The organism is Streptomyces sp. WM6372 (assembly GCF_001279655.1).
Taxonomy (GTDB): Bacteria; Actinomycetota; Actinomycetes; order Streptomycetales; family Streptomycetaceae; genus Streptomyces.
Window position 1 is genome coordinate 112,839 of record NZ_LGDB01000200.1, and the last position, 18,026, is coordinate 130,864.

20 protein-coding genes are annotated in these 18,026 nt (G+C 72.3%); 11 read left to right on the forward strand and 9 right to left on the reverse strand.

All coding sequences use genetic code 11. The features are described from left to right. The first annotated feature begins 144 nt into the window (after positions 1 to 144). Complete coding sequence (locus tag ADK52_RS24915) at positions 145 to 1,602, forward strand: CehA/McbA family metallohydrolase (RefSeq protein WP_053692088.1); 1,458 nt, start codon at positions 145 to 147, stop codon at positions 1,600 to 1,602. A gap of 12 nt (positions 1,603 to 1,614) precedes the next feature. On the opposite strand, the gene ADK52_RS24920 is transcribed toward ADK52_RS24915, so the two are convergent. Together ADK52_RS24920 and ADK52_RS24925 are read right to left on the reverse strand one after the other, a co-directional pair. Beyond that, complete coding sequence (locus ADK52_RS24920) at positions 1,615 to 1,983, reverse strand: cupin domain-containing protein (protein ID WP_053692063.1); 369 nt, start codon at positions 1,981 to 1,983, stop codon at positions 1,615 to 1,617. 109 nt (positions 1,984 to 2,092) lie between these two features. Next, positions 2,093 to 2,824, reverse strand: coding sequence for a dienelactone hydrolase family protein (locus ADK52_RS24925; RefSeq protein WP_063783934.1), 732 nt, complete (start codon positions 2,822 to 2,824; stop codon positions 2,093 to 2,095). 113 nt (positions 2,825 to 2,937) lie between these two features. Between ADK52_RS24925 and ADK52_RS24930 the strand changes: the two genes are divergently transcribed. The 3 genes from ADK52_RS24930 to ADK52_RS24940 all read left to right on the forward strand — a co-directional run bounded on the left by ADK52_RS24930 (position 2,938) and on the right by ADK52_RS24940 (position 5,433). Then, positions 2,938 to 4,086: an adenosine deaminase gene (locus tag ADK52_RS24930; RefSeq protein WP_053692064.1), complete on the forward strand. Its 1,149-nt coding sequence runs from the start codon at positions 2,938 to 2,940 to the stop codon at positions 4,084 to 4,086. A gap of 140 nt (positions 4,087 to 4,226) precedes the next feature. Continuing rightward, positions 4,227 to 4,505, forward strand: coding sequence for a hypothetical protein (locus tag ADK52_RS24935; RefSeq protein WP_053692065.1), 279 nt, complete (start codon positions 4,227 to 4,229; stop codon positions 4,503 to 4,505). A gap of 154 nt (positions 4,506 to 4,659) precedes the next feature. Further along, positions 4,660 to 5,433, forward strand: coding sequence for a hypothetical protein (locus ADK52_RS24940; RefSeq protein WP_053692066.1), 774 nt, complete (start codon positions 4,660 to 4,662; stop codon positions 5,431 to 5,433). A gap of 53 nt (positions 5,434 to 5,486) precedes the next feature. Here ADK52_RS24940 and ADK52_RS24945 read toward each other — a convergent pair whose 3' ends face one another. From ADK52_RS24945 to ADK52_RS24965, 5 genes are all read right to left on the reverse strand, one after another. Continuing rightward, a complete protein-coding gene (locus tag ADK52_RS24945) occupies positions 5,487 to 5,687 on the reverse strand; it encodes a PspC domain-containing protein (protein WP_030154957.1) in 201 nt (66 codons plus the stop codon). 45 nt (positions 5,688 to 5,732) lie between these two features. Next, positions 5,733 to 6,314 (reverse strand): VanZ family protein, encoded by a 582-nt coding sequence (locus ADK52_RS24950; protein WP_053692067.1) that lies wholly within the window; start codon positions 6,312 to 6,314, stop codon positions 5,733 to 5,735. Positions 6,315 to 6,483: 169 nt separating this feature from the next. Next, entirely contained in the window at positions 6,484 to 7,140 is a 657-nt protein-coding gene (locus tag ADK52_RS24955; RefSeq protein WP_053692068.1) for a PH domain-containing protein, read from the reverse strand. A 25-nt stretch (positions 7,141 to 7,165) separates the two neighbouring features. Continuing rightward, positions 7,166 to 7,798: a class F sortase gene (locus tag ADK52_RS24960; protein ID WP_053692069.1), complete on the reverse strand. Its 633-nt coding sequence runs from the start codon at positions 7,796 to 7,798 to the stop codon at positions 7,166 to 7,168. A gap of 120 nt (positions 7,799 to 7,918) precedes the next feature. Further along, a complete protein-coding gene (locus ADK52_RS24965) occupies positions 7,919 to 8,944 on the reverse strand; it encodes a hypothetical protein (protein ID WP_053692070.1) in 1,026 nt (341 codons plus the stop codon). A 308-nt stretch (positions 8,945 to 9,252) separates the two neighbouring features. Here ADK52_RS24965 and deoC point away from each other — a divergent pair, with 308 nt between their 5' ends. Genes deoC through ADK52_RS24980 form a run of 3 tightly spaced genes read left to right on the forward strand, consistent with a single transcriptional unit; the run spans position 9,253 to position 12,543 of the window. Beyond that, on the forward strand, positions 9,253 to 10,215 hold the full coding sequence (deoC, locus tag ADK52_RS24970; RefSeq protein ID WP_106977248.1) for a deoxyribose-phosphate aldolase: 963 nt from the start codon (positions 9,253 to 9,255) through the stop codon (positions 10,213 to 10,215). Between the two features lie 5 nt (positions 10,216 to 10,220). Beyond that, positions 10,221 to 11,657: an aldehyde dehydrogenase family protein gene (locus tag ADK52_RS24975; protein ID WP_030865367.1), complete on the forward strand. Its 1,437-nt coding sequence runs from the start codon at positions 10,221 to 10,223 to the stop codon at positions 11,655 to 11,657. After that, positions 11,650 to 12,543, forward strand: coding sequence for an aldehyde dehydrogenase family protein (locus ADK52_RS24980; protein ID WP_053692071.1), 894 nt, complete (start codon positions 11,650 to 11,652; stop codon positions 12,541 to 12,543). The genes ADK52_RS24975 and ADK52_RS24980 overlap by 8 nt, the downstream gene beginning before the upstream one ends. A gap of 75 nt (positions 12,544 to 12,618) precedes the next feature. Here the strand turns inward: ADK52_RS24980 and ADK52_RS24985 are convergent, their stop codons facing one another. Beyond that, positions 12,619 to 12,969 (reverse strand): hypothetical protein, encoded by a 351-nt coding sequence (locus ADK52_RS24985; RefSeq protein WP_053692072.1) that lies wholly within the window; start codon positions 12,967 to 12,969, stop codon positions 12,619 to 12,621. A gap of 54 nt (positions 12,970 to 13,023) precedes the next feature. Between ADK52_RS24985 and ADK52_RS24990 the strand changes: the two genes are divergently transcribed. Beyond that, positions 13,024 to 13,722: a uridine kinase family protein gene (locus tag ADK52_RS24990; RefSeq protein ID WP_078988580.1), complete on the forward strand. Its 699-nt coding sequence runs from the start codon at positions 13,024 to 13,026 to the stop codon at positions 13,720 to 13,722. Positions 13,723 to 13,843: 121 nt separating this feature from the next. Here the strand turns inward: ADK52_RS24990 and ADK52_RS24995 are convergent, their stop codons facing one another. Continuing rightward, positions 13,844 to 14,548: a SigE family RNA polymerase sigma factor gene (locus tag ADK52_RS24995; RefSeq protein WP_053692074.1), complete on the reverse strand. Its 705-nt coding sequence runs from the start codon at positions 14,546 to 14,548 to the stop codon at positions 13,844 to 13,846. A gap of 189 nt (positions 14,549 to 14,737) precedes the next feature. Here ADK52_RS24995 and afsQ1 point away from each other — a divergent pair, with 189 nt between their 5' ends. Genes afsQ1 through ADK52_RS25010 form a run of 3 tightly spaced genes read left to right on the forward strand, consistent with a single transcriptional unit; the run spans position 14,738 to position 17,494 of the window. Continuing rightward, positions 14,738 to 15,415, forward strand: coding sequence for a two-component system response regulator AfsQ1 (afsQ1, locus tag ADK52_RS25000; RefSeq protein ID WP_063783935.1), 678 nt, complete (start codon positions 14,738 to 14,740; stop codon positions 15,413 to 15,415). A gap of 53 nt (positions 15,416 to 15,468) precedes the next feature. After that, complete coding sequence (locus ADK52_RS25005; protein WP_234344221.1) at positions 15,469 to 16,899, forward strand: HAMP domain-containing sensor histidine kinase; 1,431 nt, start codon at positions 15,469 to 15,471, stop codon at positions 16,897 to 16,899. After that, complete coding sequence (locus tag ADK52_RS25010) at positions 16,883 to 17,494, forward strand: hypothetical protein (RefSeq protein ID WP_053692077.1); 612 nt, start codon at positions 16,883 to 16,885, stop codon at positions 17,492 to 17,494. Before ADK52_RS25005 ends, ADK52_RS25010 begins: the two co-directional genes overlap by 17 nt. Positions 17,495 to 18,026: the final 532 nt, after the last annotated feature.

Below are 18,026 nucleotides of genomic sequence, written 5' to 3' on the forward strand. Positions count from 1 at the left end.
AGCCGCCCGGTCGGCGCTGTCGGCCGGCCGACGTCCGGCACGGGCGGGCCCGCGTCCTGGACCGGGCCGCGGGCCCGCTCGGCAGACCGGGACCTCTCACCCCGGATTCACACGGGATTCACGTACCGCCGCCACCGTGGGGGCATGGCCCTCACGAGGCGTGAAGTTCTGGCGACCGGTGTGTCCGGCGCCGCCGCAGTCACCACCCCGCACCTGTCCGCGCCCTCGCCGGACACCCGGATCCTGACCGGCACGATCCCCCCGGGCGCCCCGGACTTCGTGGAGATACCCCTCGACGTCCCGCGCGGCGTACGCGAGTTAAGAGTGGCGTACACGTACGGCAAGCCACCCGTACCGCCCGGCACGCCCGGCAACGCCCTCGACATCGGCATCTTCGACCAGCACGGCACCGCCCTCGGCGGCCGCGGCTTCCGCGGCTGGTCCGGCGGGGCCCGCAGCGAGTTCTTCCTGCGCGCCGACGAGGCGACCCCCGGCTACCTGCCCGGCCCGATCGGCGCCGGCCGCTGGCACCTCGTGCTCGGCCCGTACACCGTCGCCCCGCAGGGGCTCCCGTACGAGATCACCGCACGCTTCGCCTTCGGCGAGCCGGGCCCCACGCCGCGCCCGCTCTACCCGCCCCAGCGCGCCCGGGGCCGCGGCCGGGCCTGGTACCGCGGCGACTGCCACATCCACTCGGTGCACTCCGACGGGCGGCGCACCCCGGCCGAGATAGCCGCCCTGGCCCGCGCGGCCGGCCTGGACTTCATCAACTCCTCGGAGCACAACACCCACAGCGCCCACGCCGCCTGGGCCGACGCGCTCTCGCCGGACCTGCTGATCATGACCGGCGAGGAGATCACCACCCGCACCGGCCACGTCCTGGCCGTCGGCACCGACCCGGGCACCTTCGTCGACTGGCGCTACCGGGCCCGCGAGAACCGCTTCGGCCGGTTCGCCCGTACGATCCGCGGCGCGGGCGGCCTGGTCGTACCGGCCCACCCGCACGCCACCTGCATCGGCTGCGCCTGGAAGTTCGGCTTCGGCGAGGCCGACGCCGTGGAGGTGTGGAACGGCCCCTGGACCCCCGACGACGAGGTCTCCCTGGCCTCGTGGGACGCCACCCTGCGCGGCGCCGACGGCGAGCGGTGGCTGCCGGCCGTCGCCAACAGCGACCACCACCGCGACCCGGACCGCGTCGGCGGCCCGCAGACCGTGGTCCTGGCCGAGGACCTGACCCGGGAGGCGGTCCTCGCGGGGATGCGGGCCGGGCGGTCCTACGGGGCCGAGTCCGCCCGGGTCTCGGTCGTCTTCGAGGCGGTCGGCCCGCGCGGGGAGCACGCCGGCATCGGGGAGACGCTGCGGGTGGCCCCGGACGCGGACGTCCTGGTCCGGCTCACGGCCACGGGCGCCCCGGGCTGCGAGCTGCGGCTGATCACCGACCAGGGCCTGGCCGCGACCTCGTCGGACGCCGCCCTGGAATGGCACACCAGCCCGGCCCGCTCGGCCTACGTACGGGCCGAGGTCCGCCACCCCGCCACGCTCCCGCCGCTCCCGGGCGCCCTGGCGGCGTTCACGAACCCGGTGTGGCTGCCGGCCGGCTGAGACCGGCGCAGGTCAGGAAGCCGGCTTCGCGTAGTTGCCGAAACCGGTCCAGTCGACCGCCACGCACGGCTCGTCGCCGACGACCCAGGCGTCGTGCCCGGGCCCGATCTGCATGAAGTCGCCGGGGCCGTACTCCTCGCCGGCCCCGTCGTCCATGACGACCTTCATCCGGCCGCTCACGACGTAACCCGTGTGCGAGGCCTGGCAGCTGTCCGTGCCCGCCAGCGGCTTGATGTGCTCCGACCAGCGCCAGCCCGGCTCGAAGACCCCGCGGCCCACGGCTCCGCCGTCGGTCTGGATGACGTCGAGCCTGCCCTTGCCGTCCGCGAACGGACGGGTCTCGTCCGCCTGGTCGAAGCTCTTGCGCACGATCGCGGCCATGCCGCACCGCCTCCCGCGGAGAAGCACCCCGAGTCCACTCCTCACTTTACGCCCGGGCGGCCCGGTGGCCCGGCGGCCCGTCTGCTCGTTCATGTGGCCGTTCGGCTCCTCAGCCCCGCAGCGAACGCCCGAAACCCGTCGCGAGCGGCATCCGCAGCCCCAGCGGCGGCGGCGCCGCCAGCGCGTCCGTCACCGGCCGCGAAAACCGCCCCGAGAACATCGCCCCCAGGATGAAGTCCACCGACAGCGCCACGACTTCCGCCTGGTGCTCGCGCAGCCGGTGGCCGTCCGAGTGCACCTCGAACCGGCACGTCGAGCGGTTCGCCTTCTTCGCCTGGGCCGCCAGCCGAAACGATGCTTCCGGGTCACTGTGCGCGTCGTTCGTCCCGTGCACGATCAGCACCTGCCGCCCCGACAACTGCTTCACCGGTTCCGGGGAGTCCGGCGAGACCACCTCTCCCAAGGAAGGGGCAAGCGCCAGCACCGCGTTGACGGCTTCGTGGCCCGCCGCCCGCAGCGCCGCCCGGCCGCCCGCGTCGTACCCGGCGAGGCACACCGGCACGTCCCCGTACCTGCGCACCACCTCGTCCGCCGCCCACCGGGCGTCGTCCTCCCGGCAAGCCCCCCTGCCGTGCAGCACCGTGTGCGCGACCAGCCCGTCCGCACCGCCCGCCCGGACCAGTGCCCGGGCGAGCGGACGCACCGGACCGGGTGACAATCTGGATTTACCGGGGAGTAAGAGGACGACTCCGTTGACCGTGCTGCCCGTCGAGACCGAGCCGTTCGCGCCGGCCGCCCGCCCCAGGCGGGCCCCGCGCGCCGGCGGCGCATGCTGTGCCATGGCCGAACACTCTCAGACTGACAGGTGTACGCGACCCGTCCGTACGGTCTCTGTTGAATATCGACCCCTGTCGCCGACGCGCTGCTCTACGCGCGTAGGAGTAGAGTGCCCGGATGACGAGCGAGACCCCCAACCTGCCCACCCCGGATCAGATCCGCCGCTCCCCGAAGGTGCTGCTCCACGACCACCTCGACGGTGGCCTGCGCCCCGGGACCATCATCGAGCTGGCGCACAAGGTCGGCTACGAGAACCTTCCCGAGACCGACGCCGACAAGCTGGGCGTCTGGTTCCGCGAAGCCGCCGACTCCGGCTCCCTGCCGCGCTACCTGGAGACGTTCGCGCACACCTGCGCCGTCATGCAGACGAAGGAGGCCCTCTTCCGGGTCGCCTCCGAGTGCGCCCAGGACCTGGCCGAGGACGGCGTCGTGTACGCCGAGATCCGCTACGCCCCCGAGCAGCACCTCGAAGCCGGACTGACCCTCGAAGAGGTCGTCGAGGCGGTCAACGAGGGCTTCCGCGAGGGCGAGCGCCGCGCGCGCACCAACGGCAACCGCATCCGCGTCGGCGCGCTGCTCACCGCGATGCGCCACGCCGCCCGCGCGCTGGAGATCGCCGAGCTGGCGAACCGCTACCGCGACAACGGCGTGGTCGGCTTCGACATCGCCGGCGCCGAGGCCGGGTTCCCTCCCACCCGCCACCTGGACGCGTTCGAGTACCTCAAGCGCGAGAACAACCACTTCACCATCCACGCGGGCGAGGCCTTCGGCCTGCCGTCGATCTGGCAGGCGCTCCAGTGGTGCGGCGCCGACCGCCTGGGCCACGGCGTGAAGATCATCGACGACATCGAGGTCGCCGCCGACGGTTCCGTGAAGCTGGGGCGGCTGGCCTCGTACGTCCGGGACAAGCGCATCCCCCTGGAGATGTGCCCCACCTCGAACCTGCAGACCGCCGCGGCCGCCTCGTACGCCGAGCACCCGATCGGGCTGCTGCGGAAGCTGCACTTCAGGCTGACGGTCAACACCGACAACCGGCTGATGAGCGGCACCAGCATGAGCCGCGAGTTCGAGCACCTGGTCGACACCTTCGGCTACACGCTCGACGACATGCAGTGGTTCACCGTCAATGCGATGAAGTCCGCGTTCATTCCTTTCGATGAACGACTGGCCATGATCAATGAGGTCATCAAGCCCGGTTATGCGGAGCTGAAGTCGGAGTGGCTGTTCCAGCAGACTGCTTCGACCAGCGGTTCTGTCTCGGCCTAGGCCACGGCCTGACCGACGGAAAGCGCCCGGGAGGAGCAATTCCCGGGCGCTTTCTCGTATTTACGTATGTTTGCGGGCGGGGGTTTGAAGTGACTAGTTTGCGGAGCCGCTCAATTCCCCGTCGCAAGGACTAAATCTTCATGAAGAAGTCAGCTGCCAAGACCCTCGGTGCCGCCGCCCTCGGCGCCGCCTTCGTCGCCGCCGCCGCGGGTTCCGCCTCGGCCGCCGTGCCCGCGATCGGTCTCTCCGACGCGCTGGGCACCGTGACCGGCGCCGCCCAGGGACTCACGAGCCAGCAGCGCGTCAGCGCCGAGGACGGCCAGCAGCAGAGCGACCCGGCCGCCCCCCTCAACCAGCTCACCGACGCGGTCGGCCCGACCCTCGGCGGCCTGCCCCTCCAGAGCGCGCTCGGCGGCTGATCACCGTCAGACCCCTCCGCGGACTCGTCTGCGGATTTTTCGCACGCACACGCACGTGGCGCACGCCGGTTCGATCGGGTGTGTGCCACGTCGTGGCGTGTGCCACGATCACCACCAACTGCCCGCCGACGCACTGGGTATGAGGTCATCGGTCATGCGCTTGAAGGCACGAGTCACGGTCGGAGCGGCCACCGCCGCCCTGCTCCCCGCCCTCCTCCTGGGGGCCGTGGGGTGCAGCAGCAACAAGGACGCCCCCGCGGCCGGCAAGACGCCCGACCCCAAGGGCTCCGCCCCCGCGGGCTCCGCCGCCGCGTCCCCGGGCTCCGCCCCGAGCGGCGCCACCGCACCGAAGGCCGGGGCGAGCAAGCTGGAGCGCTCCGCGCTCGAACAGGGCGATCTGCCCGGCTACCAGGTCTCCGCGCAGGGCAAGAACCCGAACGCCCCCGACGGCCAGCCCCAGGCCGACCGCAAGGCCTGCCAGCCCCTTGCCGACATCATGGGCGACAAGCCGGACCCGGCCGCCCGCGAGACCGTCAACCGCGGCATCGGCTCCCAGAAGCAGGTCGGACTCGCCGTCTCCGCCTCCGTCAGCTCGTACGCCGAGAGCGACGCCAAGGCGCTCATCGCCCGCCTCCGCAGCGCCGTCGGCGCTTGCGGTACGGGCTTCACCGCCACCGTCGACAAGCAGAGCGGCAGCTACCGCGAGGTACGGGCCGCCGAGTACAAGACGACCGGCGACGAGACCGTCAGCTGGACCACCACCGCGGCCGCCCAGGGCGTCTCCGCCCAGGTCCACGTGGTCGTCGTCCGCCAGGGCGCCTCCGTCGTACGGCTGATGGCCCTCAACGTCGCCGGGGCCCAGCAGAAGGCCCTGGTCCCGCACGAGGTGGCGGACAAGCAGCTGGAGAAGGTCCGCGGCGCGAGCTGACGCCCCGGTCTTTCCGCCTCGAATGCGTTGCCAGGCGCTTTTTCCGGGCGCTTTTACCAGGCGTTCGAGGCGGACTTCTCGTTCGGCAGGAGCAGCCACAGCGCCAGGTAGATCAGGAACTGCGGGCCGGGCAGCAGGCACGAGACGACGAAAATGACGCGCATCGTGTTCGCGGATATTCCGAAGCGACGCGCCAGTCCGGCGCAGACGCCGCCGATCCAGCGGCCGTCACGGGGGCGGACAATCGCGCTCATGGTTTCTCCTCTGTGGCATCCGGCGGGAGGTTCTCCCGCGATGCCTCAATACTCCCGCGGCACCGCCGACAAAACGTCGGTCCAGGGGCCGAGTCCGACCCTGGGAATTCTCGGGGTGGACCCCTGAGAGGACCGCTCGGAGCGCCGCGTGCGCCGCAGCCGCGCACGCAGCGCCGGTACGACGGCCACGTGCGCGAGTACGACGCCCAGCGCGTTCAGCAGGACCGAGTCCACGTCGACCACCTGCCCCGGGACGGAGCTCTGGAGCATCTCGATGAGGAGCGAGACCAGCACCCCCGCGGCGGCGGTCCGGCCCAGCGAGGACCACGCGGCCAGCGGCGAAGGCGCCAGGCTCCCGTTGACGAGCGGCAGCAGCACCCCGAGCGGGGCCAGCAGCGCCAGCGCCTCGCCGATCCGCCGGGCCGCCTCCAGCGGTCCGTACGAGAGGTCCGCCCGGATCCCCTCCAGCGGGGTCAGATTGGCCGCGGCCGCCCAGGGCACGTCCAGGGGCCGCAGAGTGAGCCAGCCGACGAGGAGGAGATGCGCGATCAGCAGCCCCCCGCCCAGGAGCCGGAGCCGGAGGTGAATGGCGGTGGCGGCACTGCGGCCGACCTCGTTGCGCTGCACATGTGCGAGGACGCAGGCCCCGGTGGCCGCGGTTCCGGTCGGATCCTGTGAGCGGGCTCGCACCCACCCGTACGGGGGCCGGGGGCCGGAGCGGACGGGCCGGAGCGGACGGCTCGGAGCGGACGCCGCTACCGCAGCCGGTACGGGTCCGCGGCGGACGGGCCCGGCGTCAGCCGATGACGAGCAGCACGATCAGGAACACCGCGCCGAGGGCGGCGGGGGCCAGGACCTCGTACGACCACCGCACGCGCACGCTGCCCTGGGCGCCGGCCCGCGAGGCACTGCGCTCGGCCAGCTCCTGCAACTCGTGCACGACCTGGTCGGCCTGGGCCCGCTGCGCTCCGGCCGCGGCGGCCGGGCCGGCCCCGCCCGGCGAGGCCGCGGCGCCCTTGCCGGTGGGCCCGCCGCGCCGGGAGAACTCCTGCCGGCTCTGCTGCCGGTTCGCCTTCTTCCGCTCGCGCAGCGAGACCGGGACGGACCACAGCTGGTACTTCGACCCGTCGGCCAGCACCTCCGCCGAGTACCCGGCGCGCACCGCGTCCACGGTGGCCCAGGGCAGCTCGATGACCCGGAAGGGGTTCCGCACGCGCAGCCGGTCGTCATTGGCGAAGACGGCCGGGCGGATCGTGAACGCCACGATCAGCGGTGCGGCCAGCAGGACCGTCGCCACGCCGAACCACGGGGCGTTCCCCGACCCCCGCACGATGGCGTCCCCGCACATCCACGCGACGAGCGCGAGCAGCAGGACCCCGGTGACGACGGCCATGGGGGAGCGGTAGACCCGGTCTGCGTACGCCGGCTCTTCGGGGGGCTGCTGGCTGCTCATGAGGCCGATTCTGCCTCACGCCATCTCAACCGACGAGATCGGCGTACACGATGATGTTGTCGGGCCGGTGGCCGTCGGTGATCTCGCCCCCGCAGGTGATCAGCCGCAGCTCGGGGCGCGCGGTGTTCCCGTACACCCTGGCGGTCGGGAAGCTCTTCTTGTCGACCTGTTCCAGCGCGCGCACCCGGAAGACGGCGGAGCTGCCGTCCGCCCGGGAGACGGTGATCCCGTCGCCGGCGTGGATCTTCGCCACGTCGCGCAGTACGGCCGGTCCGCGCGCGGTGTCGAAGTGCCCGATGAGCACGGCCGGGCCGGTCTCGCCCGGGGTGACGCCCTTCGTGTACCAGCCGATCCGGTCCCCGTTCGCGACGGAGGGCACCTCGACGCTGCCGTCGGCGGCCAGACCCAGCTTCAGCAGCGGTCCCGTGTCCACCCCGGCCGCGGGGATCCTCACCCGTACGGGCTCGGAGGCGGGCAGCGGGGCGACGGGCGCGGCCGACTCCGTCGGGGCGGGCGGGGCCGGTTCGGGGGCCGCCTCCATGCGGGGCGCGGGCGGGGGGACCGGCGCGGCCGGCGCGCCGCCGCAGCCGCTCAGGGCGGCGAGGGCGAGCGGACCGAGCAGGGCGGCGGCGAGCAGGGGGCGGACGCGGTGGGCCATGGGGTGCTCCGGGAAGCGGGCCCGGCGGGCCACCGCGGAGGTGGCCCGCCGGAGGCAGGAACGGGAGGGAACGGGTCGAAGGGCCGCCGGTACCGGAAGGCCGGCTCCGGCTGCGGGCCGTCAGCCCCGGCTGCGGCCGGCGCGGCGGCCACGGGCCAGCAGGGCGACACCCAGCCCGGCGAAGATCGCGACGAGACCCGCGCCGGCGGCCACGGTGGTGCTGTTGTCGGTGTCCTCGGCGGCGAGCTCCGCCCCCGCGGCCACTCCGCCCTTGGGCACGACCACGGTCTGCGCCCCGCCCTGCGGCTTCACGTCGACGACCGGCTTGGCGCTGACCGTGACGGTTGGCTCGGGCTTCGGCGCGGGCTTGTCGGTGGCCTGGTCCTCGGTGACCTTGTAGTTCGGCTTGCAGCCCTTGGGCAGCGCCGGGAAGGAGGTCCGGCCGAGCGGGGTGCCACCGCCCTGGGTCTTCCACTCGAAGCCGGGAGCGGCGCCGCTCGGGTTCACGATGCGGGCGATGATGCCGGCCGACTCGGGCAGCGCGGGGTAGCCGCGGTCCAGCAGCCGCCAGGCGGTGTCCTCGCCGGCGACCCACAGCTCGGCCCGCGGGCCGTCGGGGGACATGAACAGCTTGGCGCTCATGCCGGCGCCGATGTCCTGCGACTTCTCGGCCGAGCAGACCTGGCCGGCCTTGCCCTCGGGCAGCGGGTAGGACTTGGCGACGCCCTTCGTGGTGACGACGAGCACCGGGGCGGTCGTCTCCGCCTTGGTGAGCTTGAAGGACGCCCCGTACGCCTCGGCGGTGGTCTGCCCGCGGGTGACCAGGCCCACGACGTGGAGCATGTAGTTGTCGCCCGGCTTCCACTGGTCGCCGACGTAGCGGATCCAGGCCTCCGGGCCCTCGGCCTCGTTGCGCAGCACCGCGACCATTCCGTTGCCGACGTAGACCGGCCGGCCCTCGTAGCGGCCGTTGTCGTCCGAGGCCGAGGAACCCGGCGCGACCGAGGACTTCGGGGCAGCGGCCGCCTGGGTCGACGGCACCGGCACCGGCTGCGGCGCGGTCGCGGCGATCGCGGTCGCGGCCGGCGCGAGCAGGGCCCCGGCGAGGGCGGCGGTGACGATCGAGGTGCGGAGGGCGGTGCGCATAACGACTCCTGGAAGCTGTGTCGCGGGAAGGTGGGAGAGTCGCATGCCCCTTTTCTCTACGGGTCTTCTGCCGAAGGCTTTCGTCCGGTGAGGTCTGGCGGGCTGCTGAAGAGAAATTTACGGTTCTCGTTCGACTGGACCATGGGGTTCCTGTCTTCGCCATGTAACAGGAAAAGCGGAGGTCAGCGGTCCGCAGCGCGATCTTCGGCCGGACCCCCGCCGCGCCCGGATGTGCCCGAGTCCGCACATATGTGCGCCAGCGGGGGGTGACAGGCCGCTACGCGCGTAGATATGCTCATCTGGTGACCATGCCCACCACCCTCACCGCATTCGCTGACGTGACGACGTCCGACAGCGCGCTGCGCCGCTTCCTGCACGGGCTGCCCGGCGTAGACGCCGTCGGCCTGGAGGCCCGCGCGGCCGCGCTCGGTACCCGTTCGATCAAGACCACGGCCAAGGCGTACGCCATTGACCTGGCCATTTCGATGATCGACCTGACCACGCTTGAGGGTGCGGACACCCCGGGCAAGGTCCGAGCGCTCTCCGCCAAGGCCGTCAACCCCGACCCGACCGACCGCACGACGCCCATGACCGCCGCGGTCTGCGTCTACCCCGACATGGTGGCCACCGCGAAGGCGGCCCTGAACGGCGCCGACGTCAAGGTGGCCTCCGTCGCGACCGCCTTCCCGGCCGGCCGCGCCGCGCTGCCCGTCAAGCTCGCGGACACCCGTGACGCCGTTGCCGCCGGCGCCGACGAGATCGACATGGTCATCGACCGTGGCGCCTTCCTCGCCGGCCGCTACCTGGAGACGTACGAGCTGATCAAGGCCATCAAGGAGGCGTGCGTACGCCCCGACGGCACCGCCGCCCGCCTCAAGGTCATCTTCGAGACCGGCGAGCTGTCGACCTACGACAACATCCGCCGGGCCTCCTGGATCGGCATGCTCGCGGGCGCCGACTTCATCAAGACCTCCACCGGCAAGGTCGGCGTCAACGCCACCCCCGCCAACACGCTGCTGATGCTCGAAGCCGTCCGCGACTTCAAGGCGCAGACTGGAATCCAGATCGGCGTGAAGCCGGCCGGCGGCATCCGGACCACCAAGGACGCCATCAAGTTCCTGGTCCTGGTCAACGAGACCGTGGGCGAGGACTGGCTCTCCAACCACTGGTTCCGCTTCGGCGCCTCCAGCCTGCTCAACGACCTGTTGATGCAGCGCCAGAAGCTGAGCACCGGCCGTTACTCCGGTCCCGACTACGTGACGGTGGACTGATCACCATGGCATCCCTTTTCGAGTACGCACCGGCCCCCGAGTCGCGTTCCGTCGTCGACATCGCCCCCTCGTACGGGCTCTTCATCGACGGCGAGTTCACCGACGCCGCCGACGGCAAGGTCTTCAAGACCGTCTCCCCGTCGTCCGAGGAGGTCCTCTCCGAGGTCGCCCAGGCCGGCGCCGCGGACGTCGACCGCGCCGTCAAGGCCGCCCGCAAGGCCTTCGTGACCTGGTCCGCGCTGCCCGGTTCCGAGCGCGCCAAGTACCTCTTCCGCATCGCCCGGATCATCCAGGAGCGCAGCCGCGAGCTGGCCGTCCTGGAGACCCTGGACAACGGCAAGCCGATCAAGGAGACCCGCGACGCGGACCTCCCGCTCGTCGCCGCGCACTTCTTCTACTACGCGGGCTGGGCCGACAAGCTCGACCACGCGGGCTACGGCGCGAACCCGCGCCCGCTCGGTGTGGCCGGCCAGGTCATCCCGTGGAACTTCCCGCTGCTGATGCTGGCGTGGAAGATCGCCCCGGCGCTCGCCACCGGCAACACGGTCGTCCTCAAGCCCGCCGAGACCACCCCGCTCACCGCGCTGTTCTTCGCGGACATCTGCCGCCAGGCGGGCCTGCCCAAGGGCGTCGTCAACATCCTCACGGGTTACGGGGACGCGGGCGCGGCCCTCGTCGAGCACCCGGACGTCAACAAGGTCGCCTTCACCGGCTCGACCGCGGTCGGCAAGGCCATCGCCCGCCAGATCGCCGGTACGGACAAGAAGGTCACCCTGGAGCTGGGCGGCAAGGGCGCCAACATCGTCTTCGACGACGCCCCCATCGACCAGGCCGTCGAGGGCATCGTCAACGGGATCTTCTTCAACCAGGGCCAGGTCTGCTGCGCGGGCTCGCGCCTGCTGGTCCAGGAGTCGATCCACGACGAGCTGCTGGACTCCCTCAAGCGCCGCCTGAGCACCCTGCGCCTGGGCGACCCGCTCGACAAGAACACCGACATCGGCGCGATCAACTCCGCCGAGCAGCTGGCCCGGATCACCGCGCTCGCGGAGACCGGCGAGGCCGAGGGCGCCGAGCGCTGGTCCCCGGCGTGCGAGCTGCCGTCCTCCGGCTACTGGTTCGCCCCGACGCTCTTCACGAACGTCACCCAGGCGCACACCGTCGCCCGCGACGAGATCTTCGGCCCGGTGCTGTCCGTGCTGACGTTCCGTACGCCCGACGAGGCCGTCGCCAAGGCCAACAACAGCCAGTACGGCCTGTCCGCCGGCATCTGGACGGAGAAGGGCAGCCGCATCCTCGCGGTCGCGAACAAGCTCCGCGCGGGCGTCGTCTGGGCCAACACGTTCAACAAGTTCGACCCGACCTCGCCCTTCGGCGGCTACAAGGAGTCGGGCTTCGGCCGCGAGGGCGGCCGCCACGGCCTGGAGGGCTACCTCGATGTCTGAGTCGACCCGTCTGAACGTCTTCAAGACCTACAAGCTGTACGTCGGGGGCAAGTTCCCCCGCTCCGAGAGCGGCCGGGTGTACGAGGTGCAGGACTCCAAGGGCAAGTGGCTGGCCAACGCCCCCCTGTCCTCCCGCAAGGACGCGCGTGACGCGGTCGTCGCGGCCCGCAAGGCCTTCGGCGGCTGGTCGGGCGCGACGGCGTACAACCGCGGGCAGATCCTCTACCGCATCGCCGAGATGCTGGAGGGCCGCCGCGAGCAGTTCGTCCGCGAGGTCGGCGAGGCCGAGGGCCTGTCCAAGTCGAAGGCCGCCGCGGTCGTCGACGCGGCCATCGACCGCTGGGTCTGGTACGCGGGCTGGACCGACAAGATCGGCCAGATCGTGGGCGGGGCCAACCCGGTCGCGGGCCCGTTCTTCAACCTCTCCACCCCGGAGCCGACGGGCGTCGTCACGGTCATCGCCCCGCAGGACTCCTCGTTCCTGGGCCTGATCTCGGTGATCGCCCCGGTCATCGCGACGGGCAACACGGCCGTCGTGATCACCTCGGAGAAGGCCCCGCTCCCGGCCCTTTCGCTGGGCGAGGTGCTGGCCACCTCCGACCTGCCGGGCGGCGTCGTCAACATCCTGTCCGGCAAGGCCGCCGAGATGGGCCCGCACCTGGCGTCCCACCAGGACGTCAACGCGATCGACCTGGCGGGTGCCGACGCGGCGCTGGCCAAGGAGCTGGAGATCGCGGCGGCCGACAACCTCAAGCGCGTCCTGCGTCCACAGCCTGTGGACGACTGGAGCGCCGACCCGGGCACGTCGCGCATGACGGCGTTCCTGGAGACGAAGACGGTCTGGCACCCGACGGGTTCGCTGGGCTCGGGCGGATCCTCGTACTGACGGATCCCCCTCCGAAACCGGCCCCGGCAGCGTCCCCCGCGCTGTCGGGGCCTTTTCACGCCCCGACGGCGGCGGTCACGGCTGCTTCGGCAGCAGCGGGCCGAGCAGCGAGGACGCGGCCGCCCCGGGCAGCTCCCCGACGGACGGACCCTGCGTCAGGATCCCCGTGACCATGGTGGTGCCGACCGCGGGGAAGTCGGCGACCCGGGTGGCCACGCCGTTGTCGAGCGGGTCCACGCCGGTGTGGGCCAGCGGGTTCACCTTGAGGTTCGCGACGGGGTCGGTGACCCCCGCGAGGGCCGCCGGAACCGAGAGCTCACCGGCCTGGGCGCCGCCGGCGGCCATGGCCAGGGCCGCACCGGCCATGGAGAGCGTGATGCCTGCGGAGCGCAGCGTGGAGCTGCCGGGGGCTGCGTGACGTGCCATGGGGATCCCACCTGAGGTCGTAGTCGCGTGCGCACGCAGCGTAGTTGACGTGTGATCCTGGATACCAACCGGCCACCGGAGGCATCCCCTGCGCGGGGGAATGGTTCACACTGGTGTCCTGTGAGCTCCTCCTCTCCTTTGCCTACGCGTGTCGTCCTGTTGACCGGGCCTTCGGGTTCCGGCAAGTCCCGGCTGGCTGCCCGTTCCGGGCTGCCGGTGCTGCGCCTGGACGACTTCTACAAGGAGGGCGACGACCCGACCCTCCCGCTGGTCGAGGGCAGTTCCGACATCGACTGGGACTCCCCGCTGTCGTGGGACGCCGAGGCCGCGGTCGCCGCGATCGGGGAGCTCTGCGCGGGCGGCCGTACCGAGGTGCCGGTGTACTGCATCGCCACCTCCTCCCGTACGGGCACGGAGACGCTGGACATCTCCCGCACCCCGCTCTTCATCGCGGAGGGGATCTTCGCGGCCGACATCGTGGCCCGGTGCCAGGAGATGGGGCTGCTGGCCGATGCCATCTGCCTGCGCGGCCGGCCGTCGACGACGTTCCGGCGCAGGCTCGCGCGGGACTTGCGCGAGGGCCGCAAGTCGCTGCCGTTCCTGCTGCGCAGGGGCTGGCGGCTGATGCGGGCGGAGCGGGGCATCGTGGCCCGCCACACCGCCCTCGGCGCCCACGCCTGCGCCCGCGACGAGGCCCTCGGCCGCCTGGCCGCCTGCGCCGCGGGCCGCCACCGCACGACCGCCCCGGCGTAGCAATACGAGAAGGCGGGACCACGCGGCCCCCCGGCCGCCCGATCCCGCCTTCTCCCCCCGCAGGCCCCCGTCCCACCCCCGTAGGACGGGCCCCCTGGCCCATGGTCTGTGGTGTGCCGCGTTACGCGACGAGCTCCTCGAAGGACTCCGCCTCGTCGCGGCCGAAGCTCAGCACCTCGTCGTCCCGCAGCCGCCGCAGCGACCGCCAGATGCTCGACTTCACCGTGCCGACGCTGATGCCCAGGATCTCCGCGATCTCCGGGTCCGTACGGCCCTCGTAGTACCGCAGCACCAGCATCGTGCGCTGCGGCTCCGGGATGCGGGCCAGTGCCTGCCACAGCACCGCGCGCAGTTCCGTACCCCGCATCGCGTCCGTGTCGGAGGCCGTCTCCGGGAGCTCCTCCGTCGGGTACTCGTTGAGCTTGCGCCGGCGCCACGCGCTGATGTGCAGGTTCGTCATCGTGCGTCGCAGGTACCCGCCGACGGCGGCCTTGTCGCTGATCCGGTCCCAGGCGCGGTACGTGGAGAACAGCGCGCTCTGGAGCAGGTCCTCGGCCTCGTAACGGTCACCGGTCAGGTGGAAGGCCGTCGCGTAGAGGGCGGCCCGCCGCTCCTTGACGTACGCCGTGAACTCGGCCTCCGAGGTGGCGGAGAGCTCGGGCGTGCGCTGCACCGGGACGGCGGACTGGTACGTGTTCGCGTCGATGGCCACCGTGTGCGCCGGCCGCGGACGGGCGACCGTCACCGAACGGACACCTGCCCGGCGGTTCACATCGTGCAGCCGCGTGACAACCGCGCTGGTGGTGGTGCTGTGCAGCGTGTTCATCTCGCGCCCCCCGTCGTGGAGTCTGCTTCGGATCCTGCTCGGTTTCGTTGGTAAAAGACTGCCCGGCCGACTTAACCGGGGTGTCCGCCGACTGTCACAGGCCTGTCACAGCGACTCCCGTGGGTCCCCCGTGCGATCCCGTGGGCCCGACGGTCGAACTCCGAACGGTCGATGGGACAGAATGAGCCCGTGCCTTTCCTGTTGCTGATCGAGGACGACGACGCCATCCGCACGGCCCTCGAACTCTCCCTGTCTCGCCAGGGCCACCGTGTGGCCACCGCGGCGACGGGCGAGGACGGCCTGAAACTGCTGCGCGAGCAGCGGCCGGACCTGATCGTGCTGGACGTCATGCTGCCCGGGATCGACGGCTTCGAGGTGTGCCGGCGGATCCGCCGCACCGACCAGCTGCCGATCATCCTGCTGACCGCCCGCAGCGACGACATCGATGTCGTCGTGGGCCTGGAGTCGGGGGCCGACGACTACGTCGTCAAGCCCGTCCAGGGCCGGGTGCTCGACGCCCGGATCCGGGCCGTCCTGCGCCGCGGCGAGCGCGAGTCGAGCGACTCGGCGAGCTTCGGCTCCCTGGTCATCGACCGGGCGGCCATGACGGTCACCAAGAACGGCGAGGACCTCCAGCTCACGCCGACGGAGCTGCGGCTGCTGCTGGAGCTCAGCCGCCGGCCCGGGCAGGCGCTCTCGCGCCAGCAGCTGCTGCGACTGGTCTGGGAGCACGACTACCTCGGCGACTCCCGGCTCGTGGACGCCTGCGTGCAGCGGCTGCGCGCCAAGGTCGAGGAAGTACCGTCCTCGCCCACCCTCATCCGGACCGTGCGTGGTGTCGGCTACCGGCTGGACTCGCCACAGTGATCAAAGCCCTGTTCGCGGGCCGGCGCTGGACCAGCCTGCGGCTGCGGCTCCTGATGGTGTTCTCCCTGGTCGCGCTGGTGGCCGCCGTGTCCGCGTCCGGGATCGCGTACTGGCTCAACCGCGAGGCCGTGCTCACCCGTACCCAGGACGCGGCCCTCGGCGACTTCCGCCAGGAGATGCAGAACCGGGCCGCGGCGCTGCCCGCCGACCCGACGCCCGAGGAGATGCAGCGCACCGCCGAGCTGATGGCGGGCAGCAGCCCCGGCTACAGCGTGCTGCTGGTCGACGAGCGCAAGAACGGCCGCAAGGTGTTCGGCGCGGCCGGCCCCGACGCGTTCGGGCTGGACGACGTACCGGGCTCGCTGCAGCGCGCGGTGAACGACCGGCAGAAGGCGACGGCCGCGAACGACGCCGAGTACCACGTGTACTGGCAGCGGACGAAGCCGCGCGGCAATCCGTACCTGGTCGGCGGGACGCGGATCGTGGGCGGCGGGCCGACCGGCTACATGTACAAGTCCCTGGCGCAGGAGCGGGACGACCTGAACGCGCTCGGCTGGTCGCTGACCATCGCGACGGGCCTCGCGCTGCTCGGGTCCGCGCTGCTGGCGCAGGCGGCGGCCCGGACCGTGCTCAAGCCCGTACAGCGGCTGGGCGACGCGGCGCGGCGGCTCGGCGAGGGCGAGCTGGACCACCGGCTCGACGTGTCGGGGACGGACGAACTCGCCGATCTCTCGCACACGTTCAACAAGACGGCCGAGGCGCTGGAGAAGAAGGTCGCCGACATGAGCGCGCGGGAGGAGGCCAGTCGGCGCTTCGTCGCGGACATGTCGCACGAACTGCGCACTCCGCTGACGGCGCTGACGGCGGTCGCCGAGGTGCTGGAGGAGGAGGTCGAAGACCTCGATCCGATGATCGCACCGGCGGTGGCGCTGGTGGTCAGCGAGACCCGGCGACTGAACATCCTGGTGGAGAACCTGATGGAGGTCACCCGCTTCGACGCGGGGACGGCCAAGCTGGTCCTGGACGACGTGGACGTCGCCGACCAGGTCACGGCCTGCATCGACGCGCGGGCCTGGCTCGACGCGGTCGAACTGGACGCGGAGCGGGGCATCGTGGCGCGGCTCGACCCGCGCCGGCTCGACGTCATCCTCGCCAACCTGATCGGCAACGCGCTCAAGCACGGCGGCTCGCCGGTGCGGGTGTCGGTGGTCGTCGAGGGCGAGTGGCTGTCGATCGCGGTCCAGGACAACGGGCCGGGCATCCCGGAGGAGGTGCTGCCGCACGTCTTCGACCGGTTCTACAAGGCGAGCGCCTCGCGGCCGAAGTCGGACGGCAGCGGGCTGGGCCTGTCGATCGCGGTGGAGAACGCGCACATCCACGGCGGCGACATCACGGCGGCCAACGGGCCGCAGGGCGGTGCGCTGTTCACGCTGCGGCTGCCGGTGGACGTGGGGAAGGTGATCGCCGGTGACGCGGACGCGTAGGGCGGCAGTGCTGTTGGCCGTGGCGGGGCTGGTGTCCGGGTGCGGGATCAGGGCGACGACGGTGCCGGTGGACGTCGGCGCGGCGCCTTCGCGGGTGTCGTGCGATACGCCGGTGCCGCAGACCGGGGTGCAGGGTTTCCGGGCCACGGTGGAGCTGGTCTGCGGATCGCAGCTGGTGGGCGTGGAGCGGGTGGTGCCGGTGCCGGAGAAGAAGCCGGTACGGGACCCCGTGGTGCTGGTCGCCGAGGCGCTGCTGGAGGCGCTGGAGCGGGAGCCGTCGTCGGAGGAGCGGGACGCGGGGTTCACGACCGGGGTTCCGGGCGGCCTGACGGTCGCGCCGGCGCGGACGGGTGATCCGGCGGGGACGATACGCATCAGCCGCAAGCCGGAGGACCTGCCGCCGGTGGCGCTGTCGCAGGTGGTCTGCACGCTGGCGGGCAGCGAGGCCGTCTCGGCGGGCCCGGGCCCGGTGGTCCTGGGCGGCCCGGACGCGGACCCGCCGCGGGCCTGGGAGTGCACGGAAGCCGTCCGCTCCCGCCCCGAATCGGTCCCCACCCTGGGCGAACTGGTCCGCCCAACCCCGACCCCTTCCTGACGCGGGCCGGACGGCCCCTCGCCGTCGGCGAGCACGCACGGATCCGGCGCGCGCCGGCCCCGGGCCGATCCGGTAGTCCTCAGCTGCGGGTATCAGCCCCAGACGGCCGCCGGACGCATGTCATGAGGAGCGCGTAGCGATCTGGTGCGCCCGGGTGGTCCGCAGGGGGCGCTGGTCGTCGTCAGGTGCGGGGAGCCGCGCCCCCGGCCCGGGGTCTTGGTCTCTGCGGGCCCGGATGCCCGGCGGGCCGGAGCCCGGCCCCTCGCCTGGTCTCTGACGTGGCCGCTCCTGTGACGATGGACCGTGCCGTTCTTTCGGGGGCTTCCCGGCAGTCCTTGGTCTTTCCGGGGCGGGTCGGTCGGTCAAGGGGCGCCGAAGGCGATCGCGTAGCGACGCGACGAAGGAGCGCCCTTGACGGGCCGGCACGAACCGGAAGGACGATGGGACTGACGGGAAACCCCCGAACCCACTCCGAGACGGGCCAGGGGGATACGGCTCCCCACCCCGGACCCGCCCCCCGGACCACCTCCGC

Bases quoted from the DNA above. Each gene is read 5' to 3' on its own strand.
- ADK52_RS24965 (WP_053692070.1), bottom strand. From the start codon at position 8,944: ATGCGCACCGCCCTCCGCACCTCGATCGTCACCGCCGCCCTCGCCGGG.
- ADK52_RS24955 (WP_053692068.1), bottom strand. From the start codon at position 7,140: ATGAGCAGCCAGCAGCCCCCCGAAGAGCCGGCGTACGCAGACCGGGTC.
- ADK52_RS24980 (WP_053692071.1), top strand. From the start codon at position 11,650: ATGTCTGAGTCGACCCGTCTGAACGTCTTCAAGACCTACAAGCTGTAC.
- ADK52_RS25005 (WP_234344221.1), top strand. From the start codon at position 15,469: ATGGTGTTCTCCCTGGTCGCGCTGGTGGCCGCCGTGTCCGCGTCCGGG.
- ADK52_RS24940 (WP_053692066.1), top strand. From the start codon at position 4,660: ATGCGCTTGAAGGCACGAGTCACGGTCGGAGCGGCCACCGCCGCCCTG.
- ADK52_RS24995 (WP_053692074.1), bottom strand. From the start codon at position 14,548: ATGAACACGCTGCACAGCACCACCACCAGCGCGGTTGTCACGCGGCTG.
- ADK52_RS24920 (WP_053692063.1), bottom strand. From the start codon at position 1,983: ATGGCCGCGATCGTGCGCAAGAGCTTCGACCAGGCGGACGAGACCCGT.
- ADK52_RS24975 (WP_030865367.1), top strand. From the start codon at position 10,221: ATGGCATCCCTTTTCGAGTACGCACCGGCCCCCGAGTCGCGTTCCGTC.
- ADK52_RS24985 (WP_053692072.1), bottom strand. From the start codon at position 12,969: ATGGCACGTCACGCAGCCCCCGGCAGCTCCACGCTGCGCTCCGCAGGC.
- ADK52_RS24925 (WP_063783934.1), bottom strand. From the start codon at position 2,824: ATGGCACAGCATGCGCCGCCGGCGCGCGGGGCCCGCCTGGGGCGGGCG.
- ADK52_RS24960 (WP_053692069.1), bottom strand. From the start codon at position 7,798: ATGGCCCACCGCGTCCGCCCCCTGCTCGCCGCCGCCCTGCTCGGTCCG.
- ADK52_RS24935 (WP_053692065.1), top strand. From the start codon at position 4,227: ATGAAGAAGTCAGCTGCCAAGACCCTCGGTGCCGCCGCCCTCGGCGCC.
- ADK52_RS24915 (WP_053692088.1), top strand. From the start codon at position 145: ATGGCCCTCACGAGGCGTGAAGTTCTGGCGACCGGTGTGTCCGGCGCC.
- deoC (WP_106977248.1), top strand. From the start codon at position 9,253: ATGCCCACCACCCTCACCGCATTCGCTGACGTGACGACGTCCGACAGC.
- ADK52_RS24930 (WP_053692064.1), top strand. From the start codon at position 2,938: ATGACGAGCGAGACCCCCAACCTGCCCACCCCGGATCAGATCCGCCGC.
- ADK52_RS24945 (WP_030154957.1), bottom strand. From the start codon at position 5,687: ATGAGCGCGATTGTCCGCCCCCGTGACGGCCGCTGGATCGGCGGCGTC.